At 55.7% G+C, this 15731-nt stretch carries 11 protein-coding genes; 4 read left to right on the forward strand and 7 right to left on the reverse strand.

What is annotated here, in order from left to right:
• Positions 1 to 209 precede the first annotated feature (209 nt).
• Positions 210 to 416: a DUF1107 domain-containing protein gene (locus AB6731_RS12610; RefSeq protein WP_003856054.1), complete on the forward strand. Its 207-nt coding sequence runs from the start codon at positions 210 to 212 to the stop codon at positions 414 to 416.
• A gap of 78 nt (positions 417 to 494) precedes the next feature.
• Here the strand turns inward: AB6731_RS12610 and AB6731_RS12615 are convergent, their stop codons facing one another.
• The 6 genes from AB6731_RS12615 to AB6731_RS12640 form a co-directional block, all read right to left on the reverse strand.
• Positions 495 to 1832, reverse strand: a complete 1338-nt coding sequence (locus AB6731_RS12615) for a hemolysin family protein (protein WP_014168349.1) — start codon at positions 1830 to 1832, stop codon at positions 495 to 497.
• A gap of 193 nt (positions 1833 to 2025) precedes the next feature.
• Positions 2026 to 3573, reverse strand: a complete 1548-nt coding sequence (locus tag AB6731_RS12620) for an MFS transporter (protein WP_014168350.1) — start codon at positions 3571 to 3573, stop codon at positions 2026 to 2028.
• A 67-nt stretch (positions 3574 to 3640) separates the two neighbouring features.
• Positions 3641 to 4675 (reverse strand): Gfo/Idh/MocA family protein, encoded by a 1035-nt coding sequence (locus tag AB6731_RS12625; protein ID WP_025205806.1) that lies wholly within the window; start codon positions 4673 to 4675, stop codon positions 3641 to 3643.
• A gap of 12 nt (positions 4676 to 4687) precedes the next feature.
• On the reverse strand, positions 4688 to 5755 hold the full coding sequence (locus tag AB6731_RS12630) for a Gfo/Idh/MocA family protein (RefSeq protein WP_371006426.1): 1068 nt from the start codon (positions 5753 to 5755) through the stop codon (positions 4688 to 4690).
• Positions 5756 to 5757: 2 nt separating this feature from the next.
• Positions 5758 to 6936, reverse strand: a complete 1179-nt coding sequence (locus tag AB6731_RS12635) for a Gfo/Idh/MocA family protein (RefSeq protein WP_371006427.1) — start codon at positions 6934 to 6936, stop codon at positions 5758 to 5760.
• A gap of 16 nt (positions 6937 to 6952) precedes the next feature.
• Entirely contained in the window at positions 6953 to 8104 is a 1152-nt protein-coding gene (locus AB6731_RS12640; RefSeq protein WP_032681857.1) for a Gfo/Idh/MocA family protein, read from the reverse strand.
• A 193-nt stretch (positions 8105 to 8297) separates the two neighbouring features.
• Between AB6731_RS12640 and AB6731_RS12645 the strand changes: the two genes are divergently transcribed.
• Positions 8298 to 9356 carry a LacI family DNA-binding transcriptional regulator gene (locus AB6731_RS12645; RefSeq protein ID WP_014168356.1) on the forward strand — a complete coding sequence of 353 codons (1059 nt, stop codon included), beginning with the start codon at positions 8298 to 8300 and terminating at the stop codon, positions 9354 to 9356.
• On the opposite strand, the gene msrA is transcribed toward AB6731_RS12645, so the two are convergent.
• On the reverse strand, positions 9357 to 9998 hold the full coding sequence (gene msrA / locus AB6731_RS12650; protein WP_020882919.1) for a peptide-methionine (S)-S-oxide reductase MsrA: 642 nt from the start codon (positions 9996 to 9998) through the stop codon (positions 9357 to 9359).
• Between the two features lie 225 nt (positions 9999 to 10223).
• Here msrA and tamA point away from each other — a divergent pair, with 225 nt between their 5' ends.
• Together tamA and tamB are read left to right on the forward strand one after the other, a co-directional pair.
• Positions 10224 to 11957 (forward strand): autotransporter assembly complex protein TamA, encoded by a 1734-nt coding sequence (gene tamA / locus AB6731_RS12655; RefSeq protein WP_020882918.1) that lies wholly within the window; start codon positions 10224 to 10226, stop codon positions 11955 to 11957.
• Positions 11954 to 15730 (forward strand): autotransporter assembly complex protein TamB, encoded by a 3777-nt coding sequence (gene tamB / locus AB6731_RS12660; RefSeq protein WP_272755743.1) that lies wholly within the window; start codon positions 11954 to 11956, stop codon positions 15728 to 15730. The genes tamA and tamB overlap by 4 nt, the downstream gene beginning before the upstream one ends.
• Position 15731: the final 1 nt, after the last annotated feature.

Consider the following 15731-nt stretch of genomic DNA (forward strand, 5'->3'; position numbering starts at 1 on the left):
TATCCATGAAAAAACGACGGCTTATACTGCCCTGAGTGAAGCTTTGCAAAGATTATTCTGAATAATTGTAATCAAACGGTAAATAAACTTATGCATACTGGGTAACACCGTAGTTCTGGTCTATAGTCTTTGGGCAACAAAATTTGCGCTCAGGACAGTCGGGCCGATTGTGGCACCGCAAGAGCGTATGATTCGCAGGAGATACAAGAATGAAAATTTTCCAACGCTACAACCCGCTTCAGGTGGCGAAGTACGTGAAGATCCTGTTCCGTGGACGGTTGTATATCAAGGATGTTGGCGCTTTTGAGTTTGATAAGGGCAAGATCCTTATCCCAAAAGTGAAGGACAAGCAGCATCTGTCTGTGATGTCTGAAGTCAACCGTCAGGTTATGCGTCTGCAAACTGAGATGGCTTAACCAAAGTGCTATGCAGTAGTTAAAAACGCAGTTGATAAAAAAACGGCTCCCGATGGGAGCCGTTGATGTTTATGGACCTTACGCCGACACTTTCTCTTCTGCGTCAGGCATCCGCGGCACCAGCACGGTCGGTTTATTATCGATACGCGTCACCAGCAGCTGGTCGATGCGGTAGTTATCAATATCCACCACTTCAAACTTGTAGCCAGAGAACTTCACCGAGTCGGTACGTTTCGGGATTTTTCGCAGCATAAACATCATAAAGCCGCCAATGGTCTCGTAATTACCTGACTGCGGGAACTCGTCGATATCCAGCACGCGCATGACATCGTCAATCGGCGTACCGCCGTCGATAAGCCATGAGTTCTCGTCACGCTGAACAATCTGCTCTTCCAGACCCTGGCCAACCAGGTCGCCCATCAGCGTGGTCATCACATCGTTGAGGGTGATGATGCCCACCACCAGCGCGTATTCGTTCATGATAACGGCAAAATCTTCACCGGCCGTTTTGAAACTTTCCAGCGCTTCAGAGAGGGTGAGGGTATCCGGAACAATCAGGGTATTGCGGATCTGAACGCCGCTGTTGAGCGCCAGGCTCTGGTTAGCCAGCACGCGGTTCAGCAGGTCTTTCGAGTCCACATAACCGATGATGTGGTCGATATCTTCATTACAGACCAGGAACTTGGAGTGCGGGTGCTCGGCCACCTTTTGCTTCAGGCTCTGCTCGTCTTCGTGCAGGTCGAACCAAATCACGTTTTCACGTCCGGTCATGGATGACGGTACGGTACGGGATTCCAGCTCAAACACGTTCTCAATCAACTCGTGCTCCTGCTTGCGCAGCACGCCCGCCAGGGCACCCGCTTCGAAGACCGCATAAATATCATCAGAGGTGATATCGTCTTTTCGCACCATTGGAATTTTAAACAGGCGGAAAATGCTATTGGCCAGGCCGTTGAAGAACCACACCAGCGGACGGAACAGGAACAGGCAGAAGCGCATCGGGTTGATGATGCGCAAAGCCACAGCTTCTGGCGCAATCATACCGATGCGTTTCGGGGTCAGATCAGCGAAGAGGATGAACAGGCCAGTCACCAGCGAGAAGGAGAGAATAAAACTCAGTTGCTCGGAGAGTTCAGGTGAAAAGTAGCGTGCGAAGAGGCCATGAAACACTGGTGAAAATGCCGCATCCCCCACGATACCGCCCAGGATGGCGACCGCGTTCAGGCCAATCTGCACCACGGTGAAAAACATTCCCGGGTTTTCCTGCATTTTGAGTATGCGTGATGCGTTAACGTTGCCTTCGTCAGCAAGCAGTTTCAGTTTGATTTTACGGGAGGCGGCCAGCGAGATCTCGGATATCGAGAAAAATGCACTGACGGCAATGAGACAAAGTATCACTAAAATACTGTTTAACATAGTTTATCCGGCTTCAGCCAGATCCTCGGAAGGGAAGTTAATTACATTTGTGTGAAGACACATAGAACGTCAGCTCGTAGCGTTGAGCTGATTATTTCAGCGGGTAGTATAGCGTAAAGGCGTGTAAATCTGCCAGAGGTCACATTTTGGCATAAAACCGGCCGGGTAGCGAAGCGCTGCCCGGTACGTACGGCTATTTTACTGCGGATAAACTGGCGTTTCCTGCCGCCCGGCGCGTGGCATCCCCTCCCCACACCTGGTCATACTCATAGCCGGTGAGCTGTTTGATCACCACCCGGGTGTTGGCGTCGCAGTCGCGATAATCTCCGCCCAGCTTGCGGCGCGCAATCTCCTTCAGCAGCAGCTTGTGCGTCTCGCGGGTCAGTTTAAATTTGTAGGTCGTGAAGAAGCTCACGGCCAGAAGGGCCGCCGTCGCGAAAATCAGCAGGCCGATAATGGCCCCCAGCGCGCTTTCAGGCTGTGCGCCGCTGCCCTTCACAAACCCTGACTCCTGCAGCACCAGGCCGATGATCATGATGGCAATCGCCACGGTGCTTTTGCGGGTCAATACCATCACGCCGGCAAAAATCCCTTCGCGGCGCTGCTGCGTTACAATCTCATCGATATCAGGGATGAAACTGTAGATATTCCACGGGATGTAATAAAGACCAGAGCGGGCGGCACCGAGCAGGATAAAGACCCCCGAGAACAGCAGCGTTGGCACCTGCGTTTTGGTGAGGTAGACCGTAAACAGGAATACCAGCACGGCGAAGATACAGCCATAAGAGAGGCGCAGCGCAGCGGACGGCGTGATATTCAGCCGGTTCAAAAGCAGCATAAATCCGTACGTGCCTGGTACCGAGGCAAAGGCGGCAATGCTCAGCCAGCCCGACACGGCCGCCGCATCCTGGCTCAGACAATAAACGACATAATAGGTAAAGACCGAGCCGAAGACGTCCATCGCAGTAAACGAGAAGATATAAATAATGATATGCAGGCGGAATGCGCGGATGCGAAAGGACGAAAAGAGGTCCAGTACCAAATATTTCAGATGATTGGCTACCCCGCTGCTGCGCTGGTTATCTATCTTAAAATCGGACTCCTGATGCACATCTTTCGCTTCCCACGTGGTGTACCACGTAATAAACACCGCAAGGCAAAAAACGCAGGAAAATATCAGGCCGGTGAGCGTATAGGTAAACGGATTGTCTTTCCCGGTGAACTGCATAATGACGCCGGGGACGGAAACGGCAAGGAACCCCCCAAGCTGGGAGCAGATCATGCGCACCCCTGAAAGTCGGCTGCGCTCTTCATAGCGGTTCGTCATTTCTGCGGCCAGCGTCTCCCACGGCACCAGCACCATCGCCGACAGCAGTTCAATCGAGAGATAGGTTCCCAGGTAATACCAGTACCCCATATCCGTCAGCCACAACAGGGCATACAAAAACATTAACGGGGAACTCAGTAATAAAAAGAAACGGCGACGGCCAAATTTACGGCCGAGCCAGGTACCCGCAAAATTATCAGTGATATAACCCATGATCGGGCTTAACAGCGCATCAATGACGCGGGCGATAGCAAATATAGAGCCCGCTTCAATAACAGACAGCCCGCAATAGGTCGTGTAAAAAAATAACAGCCAGGTGCCGATAATGGCGAAAGCGCCTCCGCCAAACAGATCGGTTATGCCGTAGCCAAGCGCCACGCCATAACCAACTCTACGTTCAGTTGGTTTGACCATAATAATATCCAGTGTAGGGTAATGATTAACCCGTTTTACGGGGCGTATTTTTATTCACGTCTGGAATTCAAATTACGTTCTGGTTGTTGATATTTATCCATTGTCTTGTTTGAGATGACCGATAAATAGCCTCCACAAGGGTGAGTGATTTTCCGGCGGTACGGATATCGATATAGTCTCTGTTTTCCGGATGATGAACGGCAGTATAAAACCGGTGGATCGCCTGCTGATGACCCAGCCCCCAGTAGCTTTTTACCGTGCCGTCGGGGGAATCATCGCTTGCCAGTTTTAACCGCTCACCCGGCGTGACGCGCCAGAGAGTGTTGTCATTCAGCAGCAGCGAGCCGCGTTCACAGTGGATCTCCAGCAGGAGAGGGGCGTCCGTGGTGTGGCAATTGCTGGCATAAAACAGGCCGCGGGCGCCGTTGGCGAAGTGTAGCGTGGCCATTGCGCTGTCTTCGCCTTCGGTCACGTCTGCCAGCTCACCGCTATCCACCACGCCTTTCACTCGCGTCACGCCTTCGCCGAACCACTGCATCAGGTCGAGTGTATGGATTGCCTGGTTGATCAGCAGACTCCCGCCTTCTGTTGCCAGCCGACCGCGCCAGGGGCTTTGCGTGTAGTAAGCGCCCGCGCGTGACCATGTGAGTACTGCCCTGATGCTGAGCATTTTCCCCAGCTGTCCATGGCCTAACTCCTGCCGAATACGCTGGCTGGTGGGGTTGAGCCGGTTCTGATAGCACACGCCGAGCAGGCGCTGAGCCCGATCGGCGGCACGGGTGATATCAATGAGTTCACGGGTGTTCATGCCCACCGGTTTTTCGCAAAAAACATGCTTCCCGGCGGCGAGTGCCGCCAGAATCATCTCTTTATGCTCGAAGTGGGGCGTACAGATGTGTACCACGTCGATGGCATCATCCAGCAGCATTTCCCGGTAATCCTGATAAAAACGGCATTGATAGTCTTTCGCCAGCGCCAGTCCTTTAACGCTGTCGATGTCGACCAGCGCACGCAGCGCGACGTTGGGTATCTGGCGCAGGGCATTGACATGGCAGCCATGAATCGCCCCGCCGCCAATGATAGCGGTATTCAGGATAGTCATCTCCGGCTCCCCTTAACCCGCCGCGTTGGCGAGCATTTGAGCCTTCACGCAGAGCTCCGCAGCCTTGAAGGCGTGCGCCTGCGTCATGGCATTTTCAGTCCGATGGAGACAGTCGAGGATCAGTTCGCCAAAGAACGGGAATCCGACCTGGCCTGCCACCGGATAACGGAACTCCCCCTCTTTATTGACGAGATAAACCACATCCTGCACGCCGCGGGTTAAATCGACGTATTTGCGGATTTCGATGTAACCCTCGGTGCCGAGCAGCGTCAGTCGCCCGTCACCCCATGTGGACAGCCCGTCCGGGGTAAACCAGTCGCAGCGGAAGTAGCCGCTGGCACCGTTTTCGCCTTTGAGCATTGCGTCGCCAAAATCTTCAAAGGCGGGGTACTGCGGGTGTTTAACGTTCCGGACCTGGCTTGCCATCACGGTAGCATCGCGGTTGCCGGTGTAAAAAAGGAACTGCTCAATCTGATGGCTGCCGATGTCACACAGGATGCCGCCGAAGTATCGCCGATCGTAAAACCAGTCTGGCCTTCCTTCGCCTTCACGGTGTGGGCCTGTCCCCAGCGTTTGTACCACGTCGCCGATGGCACCTTGCTTTACCAGTTGACCGGCAAAGACAGCACTCTCAACATGCAGACGTTCGCTGTAGTAAACCGCGTATTTCTTACCGGTTTTTTCAACCATCGCTTTGGCATCTGCCAGCTGTTCAAGGGTGGTGAGCGGCGCTTTGTCGGTAAAGTAATCCTTCCCCGCTGCCATCGATTTCAGCCCCAGCGCACAGCGTTCAGAGGGGATGGCGGCGCCTGCCACCAGACGTACCTCGTTATCGGCGAGGATCGCCTCCAGCGAATCTGCCACTCTGGCCTGCGGATACTGCTGGATAAATTTATCCACTCTGGACGGATCGGGATCGTAAACCCATTTCAGCGTGGCGCCGGCTTCAATCAGCCCGTTACACATTCCATAAATATGCCCGTGGTCAAGCGCGGCAGCGGCAAAGACAAATTCACCTTCCCGGACAACGGGCTGAGGTTTGCCGACTGGCGCGTAGTTCATTCCGTCATGTTTATTCATCTTCAGATTCCTCGATCCAGATCTTTACCCAGGGGGATAGCGCCCACTTCGCTGAAGTTGGCTACGCTTGCGGATTTCTCATGAAAACGGGGGACGAGGGTGTTAATCCCGCCGGTACGGTAAAACGGATCGTCACGTGGAATGGGGAGCGAGACCACGGTGCGGGTGATGGCAGATTTATAAATTGCGGTAATCAACTCCAGCGAGCGTTTTCCCTGTAATCCATCCACCAGCGGGGCCGTGCCGCGTTCAATACTCAGCAGCAGGTCGTTAATCTGCCCGGTATGCAGCGTCCACGCGAGTGCCGGTGTCTGCGCAAAAACAGCGTTGAGCTGTGCTTCCCGCTGCTGGTCGTGAGTTTCCTGAGGAAAACCGTTATCGGCACTCACGCTGGCACAGGCTTGCCAGGGGGCAGAGATGCGTGCGCGCTCGCCCTGGATGACGATCTTCTGATCTTCGCCGTGATGCACCACCGAGGCGGTAAGCTGCGTGAGTGCGCCGCTGGGATATTTGAATATTGCGGCGCTGAGGTCTTCCACTTCGGCATTGTCATGCGCCACGTTGGTCATCATCGCCACCACTTCGGATGGAAACCCGAGCATCCACTGAATAGCGTCGATATGGTGAACCGCATGATTGAGCGTGCAGCCGCCCCCCTCTTTTTCCCAGGTGCCACGCCACCACAGATCGTAATAGCAGTGGCCGCGCCACCAGAACGAATCCACCTGCGCATGGCAGATTTTGCCCGCGAGGCCGGAATCCAGCGCTGCTTTTAAGCGCCAGAAGGCATCGGTAAAGCGATTTTGCGCAATGATGGAGAGCGTTTTGCCGCTGGCCTGCTGAGCCGCAATCATCGCGTCGCACTCCTCAAGCGAGGCGGCCATCGGCTTTTCACACAGCACATGGCACCCGGCCTCCAGTGCATCAATGCTTATTTGTGCGTGGACATACGGCGGGGTGCAGACATCGACGATATCGACGTCTGGCTCGGATGCCAGCATCTGCTGATGGCTCTCATACACGCGGGCCTGCGTCAGGCCGTAGCGCGTTTTTTTCTCGTGCGCTTTTTCCGGGTAGATATCCACCAGCGCGACAATCCGGCAGCGCTGACCAAACTGCAAATAACCCTGAATATGGTTATGTGAGATATTGCCTGTACCTACAATGGCGATATTTAGCATCGTGTCGTCTCCGGAGTTACCAGGTGCCTGAGGCATCAAGCGTCACGTTTATGGCCTCTTTAGCAACTGAGGTGCTGATGCGTTGTTGGAGCAGGCGCAAGTAGTGTTTCTCGTTGATCGGCAGTTCGACCCAGTCGTCAGTCCAGGTGGAAAGATGCATGGCATTGGAGAGCGTCAGGCCGTGGATCCCGTCCAGGCCCGGCGCAATCAGCGGTTCACCGCGCAGGATGGCGGCGCAGAAGTTTGCGGTAATGACATGATGTTCGCTGCATTCGGCGGCGACAGGAATGTCGACCTCCCAGCATTCAGGCTCCCCAAAACCGTTTTGCCAGCGGGCGTTAAACGCGGTTTCGGACTCACGTAGCCGCCAGTAGCGAAGCCGTCCCTCTTCGACGACCACTTTGCCGCGATCCCCGACGATCTCCAGGCGATTTGTCCCCGGCGTTTCTGCCACGGTAGTGATAAATACACCGGTAGCCCCATTGGCATACTCGGCATAGGCGGTGACCTCGTCTTCCACTTCAATGTCACGATGTTTGCCGAACTGGCAAAACGCGCGCAGACGGACCGGCATGCCCACCAGCCACTGCCAGAGATCGAGCTGATGCGGATCCTGGTTGAGCAAGACGCCGCCGCCTTCTCCTTTCCAGGTCGCGCGCCAGCCGCCGGAGTTGTAGTAGCTCTGCGAGCGGTACCAGTTGGTGATTATCCAGTTAGAGCGGCGGATCTCGCCCAGCTCACCGCTGTCGATAAGATCCTTAACCTTCCGGTAGAGCGGGTTTGGTCGCTGGTTGTACATGATGCCAAACACCACGTCGCACTCGCGCGCGCAGGCGTTCATCTCCTGCACCTGCGCCGTATAAACGCCTGCCGGTTTTTCACACAGGGTATGAATGCCGTTACGCATCGCCAGCATCGACAGGCGCGGATGTTCGTAATGGGGCGTGGCGACAATCACCGCGTCGATAAGCCCGCTCTGGATCATCTCCTGGGCATCACTGAACAGGGGAATGGCCCCCACCAGCTGGCGAATGGCCGGGTGTTTTTCCGGCGCATTGTCACAAACTGCCGTCAGGCAGGCGTCATTGACCGTACCCGCGAGTAAATAACGTGCGTGGACCGTACCGATATTACCTATACCAATAATGCCAAAACGTACCTTCTCCATGTCACACCTTAATTTCAGTTGAAAAGAAGTGATGACCGGAAAATAGGAAAGGCGAGGCGTAGCGACAATGTGTTTTTGTGAGAATACTCGCAAGGTGAATAAGTAATCTCCAGGCTTTCTGAAATTTGGTTTTAAAATCAAAAGGCTGTTTCTGCAAATATTTGCAAAAACTGATTGAGAGCGAGGTCACACTATGCCGGGCAGGTTAAAAATGGAGGAGATCGCGGCCCTCACGGGATATTCCGTTAGCACGGTGTCGAGGGTATTAAGCGGCAAGTCATATACCAGCGATAAAGCCCGGGATGCGATCGTTCGCACCGCACGAGAGCTGGGCGTGCTGGAGTCCATGGCCAGTGGACGGCTGTTGATTAACGGTATTGCCGTTTTTGCTCCGGAAAGAACCTTTCAGGGGCGCGGCGATATTTTTTATCTTGAGGTGACCAAAGGGATTGCTGAGGCCTGCTCGCCACACAATGTGTGGGTCAGCTGTTGCGGATTAGAAGAACAGCACGCCGATGTAAAATTATTTATGGAAAAGGCCAGCCAGAAGAACATCAACGCGATAATTATTATTGGTACTGATGATGCCACCATATTTAAACTGGCCAGCACGCTCAATAAACCCTGCGTCTTAATTAATTCCGTGGACCGGGAGCGGGTACTGGATTCGGTATCACCCGATCATCGGGCGATCGGCTTCACCGCCATGCAGTATCTCTTTGAACAGGGGCACCGGCGGGTCCTGACGCTGACCTGCCTTCGGCGAGATACGCTTTATGCTCGTCTGGATGGCATTAAAGAGGCGTATCGCCATTTTCACGTCGCCTTTGAGCCGCAGCGTGATTTACTCGTGACGGAGTGGTTTACCGCAGACGAAGCCGAGCGGGCGCTGGATGAGTGGCTGCTGAGTCATGACAGAGCGCAGTGGCCAGAGGTGATTTTCCCGAACAGCACCAGCATGACCGAAGGTGTGGTGAGGGCATTAACCCGCCACGGGCTGCGCGTTCCGGAAGACATCTCTCTGATTACCACCGATTTTGCCTGGAATTTAGCGCACCGGCTGGAAAAACCGGTCACGGGGGTCACGGTGCCCTGCCGCGAACTGGGGATTGAGGCCGTGCACCTGCTGCAGACCCGCCTTAACAGGCCGCAGGCACCGGTTTTTAACCTGCTGTTGCAGGGAAAAGTCATGAATTATGGGTCGGTCAGTAATGCCACGCGCCACGCGGCTCGCGTGGCGCTAGACCAGTAATCAGGCCAGCTGTGGTGGCAGGCAGACGCCGATACCCCCGATACCGCAGTAGCCGTACGGGTTTTTATGCAGGTACTGCTGGTGGTCGTCTTCCGCATAATAGAACGGTTTGGCAGAGGCGATTTCCGTAGTGACCTCGCGGTTGTCACCGGCATCGTGCATCGCTTTCTGGAAGCGCTCAAGGCTTGCGCGGGCGGCCGTCTCCTGCTCCGGAGTGAGAGGGTAGATAGCCGAGCGGTACTGGGTGCCGTGGTCGTTACCCTGACGCATGCCCTGGGCCGGGTCGTGGTTTTCCCAGAACACCTGCAGAAGCTGCTCATAGCTAATGACGGCAGGGTCATACACCACGCGTACGGCTTCGGCATGACCGGTCTCGCCAGAGCACACTTCGCGGTAGGTTGGGTTTGGCGTATACCCCCCCGTGTAGCCCGCCGCGGTGCTGTAAACGCCGGGGAGTTGCCAGAAGAGGCGTTCTACGCCCCAGAAGCAGCCCATGGCGAACAGGGCGATTTCCATTCCATCAGGAACGTTTGTCATTGAATGGCCATTCACGGCGTGTAAGGTCGCCACAGGCATAGGGGTGTTGCGTCCCGGTAATGCATCAGCTTGTGAAACAAGATGCTTTTTGTCGAATAAACTCACGATGGGGGCCTCCCGGGCTGCGATGTTTCGGTTAAGGTTGTCACGAAGCGTTTAATTGAACACAATAAATGCGCTGAATGAGTCTAGATTTAATCATAAGAAATATTTGGGTGTTACACCCGTTTTCAACCCGTGATGTGGGTTTTTGGCTAACAGGCCGTATTTTGCCGCGGAGCGGCACTTCATTTGCTTCCAGGGTGGAAAAAGGGATATTCAGGAGAAAACGTGACAAAAATCCGCCAGTTATGTTTGGTCAGTTTATTGCTGACAAGCGGGGTTGCCAGCGCGGCGAATGTCCGTTTGCAGGTTGAGGGGTTATCCGGGGCGCTGGAAAAAAACGTGCGTGCGCAGCTGTCGACCATCGAGAGCGACGAAGTGACGCCGGACCGGCGTTTTCGCGCGCGCGTGGATGATGCGATCCGCGAAGGGCTGAAAGCGCTGGGTTATTACGAACCCACCATTGATTTCGATCTCCGTCCGCCGCCAAAGAAGGGGCGGCAGGTGCTTATTGCCCGCGTTTCACCGGGTGAGCCGGTCTTGATCGGCGGCACTAACGTCATTCTGCGCGGCGGCGCGCGTACGGACCGGGATTACCTGGATCTGCTCAGCACGCGGCCGAAAAACGGTACCGTGCTGAACCACGGTGACTACGACCATTTCAAAAAAGAGCTGACGAGCGTTTCCCTGCGTAAGGGGTACTTTGACAGCCAGTTCGACAAAAGCCAGCTGGGCATTGCGCTCGACAGGCACCAGGCCTTCTGGGATATCGATTATGACAGCGGCGAACGTTATCGTTTCGGCGATGTGACCTTCGAAGGCTCACAAATTCGTGAAGAGTATCTGCAAAACCTCGTGCCTTTCAAAAAGGGCGATTACTACCAGTCGCGTGATCTGGCGGAGCTGAACCGCCGCCTCTCCGCCACCGGGTGGTTTAACTCGGTGGTTGTCGCGCCGGAGTTTGATAAATCGCGCAAAACCAAGGTGTTGCCGCTGCATGGCGTTGTTTCGCCGCGCACCGAGAACACCATTGAGACCGGTGTTGGTTATTCGACCGACGTCGGTCCGCGCGTGAAAGCCACGTGGAAAAAGCCGTGGATGAACTCATACGGCCATAGCCTGACCACCAGCGCCAGTATCTCAGCGCCGGAACAGCAGCTCGATTTCAGCTACAAAATGCCGCTGCTGAAAAACCCGCTTGAACAGTATTACCTTGTTCAGGGCGGTTTTAAGCGTACCGACCTGAACGATACCGAGGCAGATTCCACCACGCTTGCGGTATCGCGATACTGGGACCTCTCCAGCGGCTGGCAGCGCGCCATTAACCTGCGCTGGAGTCTGGACCACTTTACCCAGGCCAACGTCACCAACACCACTATGCTGCTCTATCCGGGGGTGATGATCAGCCGTACCCGCTCGCGCGGCGGCCTGATGCCAACCTGGGGTGATTCCCAGCGTTACTCCATTGATTACTCCAACACCATGTGGGGCTCCGATGTGGATTTCTCGGTGATTCAGGCGCAAAACGTCTGGATCCGCACGCTGTATGACAAACACCGCTTCGTGATGCGCGGCAACCTCGGCTGGATTGAAACCGGCGACTTCGACAAAGTTCCGCCGGATCTGCGCTTCTTCGCCGGTGGCGACCGCAGTATTCGCGGTTACAAATACAAATCCATCGCGCCGAAAGATGATGACGGCAAGCTGATTGGTGCCTCCAAGCTGGCTACCGGCTCGCTGGAGTACCAGTACAACGTCAGCGGAAAATGGTGGGGCGCGATGTTTGTCGACGGCGGCGAAGCGGTAAGCGATATCCGCCGCAGCGACTTTAAAACCGGCGCGGGCGTGGGCGTACGCTGGCAGTCTCCCGTCGGGCCAATCAAGCTCGATTTCGCCGTGCCGGTGGGTGATAAAGAAGAACACGGTTTACAGTTTTACATCGGTCTGGGGCCTGAATTATGAGTTTATGGAAGAAGATAAGCCTCGGGGTGCTGATTTTTATCGTACTGCTGCTCGGTACGGTGGCGTTTCTGGTCGGAACGACGTCTGGCCTGCATCTGCTGTTTAACGCGGCTAACCGCTGGGTTCCCGGGCTGGAAATTGGCCAGGTGACAGGCGGCTGGCGCGATCTGCGTCTGAAAAACATCCGCTACGAGCAGCCTGGCGTGGCGGTAAACGCGGGGGAATTTCATCTCGCGGTGAAGCTGGGCTGCCTGCGGGACAGCAAGCTGTGCGTTAACGATCTGTCGCTGAAAGACGTGAACGTGGCGATAGATTCGAAGAAAATGCCGAAATCGGCACCCGTTGAGGAAGAGGATAGCGGCCCGCTGAATCTCTCCACACCGTATCCGATTGCCCTCTATCGAGTGGCGCTGGATAACGTCAATGTCAAAATCGACGACACCACCGTCTCCGTCATGGATTTCACCTCCGGCCTGCGCTGGCAGGAGAAAAACCTCACCCTGACGCCAACCTCCCTTCAGGGGCTGCTGATTGCGCTGCCGAAAGTGGCGGACGTGGCGCAGGAAGAAATTGTCGAACCGAAGATCCAGAACCCGCAGCCGGAAGAGAAACCGCTGGGCGAAACGCTGAAAGATCTCTTCTCTAAACCTGTGCTGCCGGAGATGACGGACGTTCATCTGCCGCTGAACCTGAATATCGAAGAGTTTAAAGGCGAGCAGCTGCGTCTCACCGGCGATACCGATCTGACGGTCTTCCACATGCTGCTTAAAGTCAGCAGCATCGACGGCAACATGAAGCTCGACGCGCTGGATATCGACACCAACCAGGGCTCGGTTAACGCGTCAGGGAATGCCCTGCTGCGCGACAACTGGCCGGTGGATATCACCCTGAACAGTTCGCTCAACATCGACCCGCTGAAAGGCGAAAAAGTGAAAGTCAAAGTGGGCGGGGCGCTGCGCGATAAACTGGATGTCGGCGTTAACCTCTCCGGCCCGGTGGATATGGATCTGCGCGCGCAAACGCAGCTGGCGGAAGCGGGGCTGCCGCTCAACCTAGAAGTTGTCAGTAAGCAGCTCTACTGGCCGTTCACCGGCGAAAAACAGTTCCAGGCCGATGACCTGAAGCTCAAGCTGAGCGGCAAAATGACGGATTACACCCTGTCGTTCCGCACGGCGGTGAAGGGGCAAGGTGTTCCGCCTGCGACGATTACGCTGGATGCTAAAGGCAACGAGCAGCAGGTGAATCTCGACAAACTGACCGTCGCGGCGCTGGAAGGCAAAACTGAACTCACCGCGCTGCTTGACTGGCAGCAGGCGATCAGCTGGCGCGGCGAGCTGAAGCTGACGGGGATCAACACGGCCAAAGAGGTGCCGGACTGGCCATCAAAACTTGACGGCCTGATCAAAACCCGCGGCAGCCTGTATGGCGGTACGTGGCAGATGGACGTGCCGGAAATCAAGCTTACCGGTAACGTGAAGCAGAATAAGGTCAACGTTGAAGGCTCGCTGAAGGGCAACAGCTATCTGCAGTGGGTGATCCCGGGTCTGCACGTGGCGCTGGGCCGTAACACGGCGGATATCAAAGGCGAGCTGGGGGTGAAAGATCTTAATCTGGATGCCACCATTGATGCACCAAATCTGGATAACGCCCTGCCAGGGCTGGGCGGCACGGCGAAAGGGTTAGTGAAGGTGCGCGGCACGGTAGAGGCTCCGCAGCTGCTGGCCGATATCACCGCCAGCAACCTGCGCTGGCAGGCGCTGACCGTTGCGCGGGTTCGCGTCGAAGGGGATGTGAAATCCACCGATCAGATTGGCGGTAACCTGAACCTGCGCGTGGAGCGCATTTCTCAGCCCGACGTGAACATTAATCTGGTCACTCTGGATGCCAAAGGTAACGAAAAACAGCACGATCTCCAGCTTAAGGTGCAGGGCGAGCCGGTATCCGGTCAGCTTCATCTGACCGGAAGCTTTGATCGCAAACAGGCGCGCTGGAAAGGAACGCTGGACAATACCCGCTTCAACACCCCGGTAGGGCCGCTGGCGTTGTCCCGCTCTATCGCGCTGGACTACCGCAACGCCGAACAAAAGATCAGTATCGGACCGCACTGCTGGACCAACCCGAATGCGGAACTGTGCGTGCCGCAGACCATTGATGCGGGGGCGGAAGGGCGTGCGCAGATCAACCTTAATCGCTTCGACCTGGCGATGCTAAAACCGTTTATGCCGGAGACGACTCAGGCCAGCGGCGTCTTTAGCGGGAAAGCCGATGTCGCGTGGGACACAACCAAAGAGGGGCTGCCGCAGGGTAGCGTGACGCTCTCTGGTCGTAACGTGAAGGTGATACAGGAGGTGAACGACGCACCGCTGCCGGTGGCGTTTGATACCCTCAACCTGAGTGCCGATCTGCATAACAACCGCGCGGAGCTGGGGTGGCTTATCCGTCTGACCAACAACGGTCAGTTTGACGGGCAGGTGCAGATTACCGATCCGCAAGGACGCCGTAATCTCGCCGGTAACGTTAATATCCGCAACTTCAACCTGGCGATGGCCAACCCGATTTTCTCACGCGGAGAAAAAGCGGAGGGGATGCTCAGCGCGAACCTGCGTCTGGCGGGCAATGCGCAAAGCCCGCAGCTGTTTGGCCAGATGCAGCTTAACGGCGTGGATATCGACGGCAACTTTATGCCGTTTGATATGCAGCCAAGCCAGATTGCAATGAACTTCAACGGCATGAGCTCGACCCTCGCCGGGGTGGTGCGTACCCAGCAGGGGCAAATCAACCTCAGCGGCGACGCCGACTGGAGCCAGCTTGATAACTGGCGGGCCCGTGTCGCGGCCAAAGGCAGCAAGGTGCGGATCACCGTACCGCCGATGGTACGTCTGGACGTATCCCCGGATATTGTCTTTGAAGCCACCCCAAGCCTCTTCACGCTGGACGGCAACGTGGACGTACCGTGGGCACGCATCGTGGTGCACGAGGTGCCTGAGAGCGCGGTGGGCGTCTCCAGTGACGAAGTCATGCTCAATGAAAATCTCAAACCCGTTGAACAGAAGAGCGCTGGTATTCCGATCAACAGTAACCTCACCGTTCACGTCGGCAATAACGTGCGTCTGGATGCGTTTGGGCTGAAGGCGAGACTGACAGGGGATCTGAAAGTCGCGCAGGACAAACAGGGACTGGGTCTGAACGGCCAGATCAATATTCCTGAAGGGCGCTTCCATGCCTATGGTCAGGATCTGATTGTGCGTAAAGGTGAACTGCTGTTCTCCGGCCCACCGGATCAGCCACTGCTCAATATCGAAGCGATTCGTAACCCGGAAGCCACCGAAAACGACGTTATTGCGGGTGTTCGCGTTACCGGCTCTGCTGATGAACCGAAGGCGGAGATCTTCTCCGACCCGGCAATGTCGCAACAGGAAGCCCTGTCTTACCTGCTGCGTGGGCAAGGACTGGAGAGCGGCCAGAGCGACAGTGCAGCGATGACCTCGATGTTAGTGGGTCTGGGGGTTGCACAAAGTGGGCAGGTTGTGGGTAAAATCGGCGAGACGTTCGGCGTAAGCAATCTGGCACTGGACACCCAGGGCGTGGGTGACTCCTCGCAAGTGGTGGTCAGTGGCTATGTACTGCCGGGTCTGCAGGTAAAATATGGCGTGGGGATCTTTGACTCACTGGCAACACTCACGTTACGCTATCGCCTTATGCCTAAGCTATATCTGGAAGCAGTGTCCGGCGTAGACCAGGCACTTGATCTGCTCTATCAGTTTGAGTTTTAGC

Source organism: Enterobacter sp. RCC_40 (assembly GCF_041360735.1).
Classification (GTDB): domain Bacteria; phylum Pseudomonadota; class Gammaproteobacteria; order Enterobacterales; family Enterobacteriaceae; genus Enterobacter; species Enterobacter ludwigii.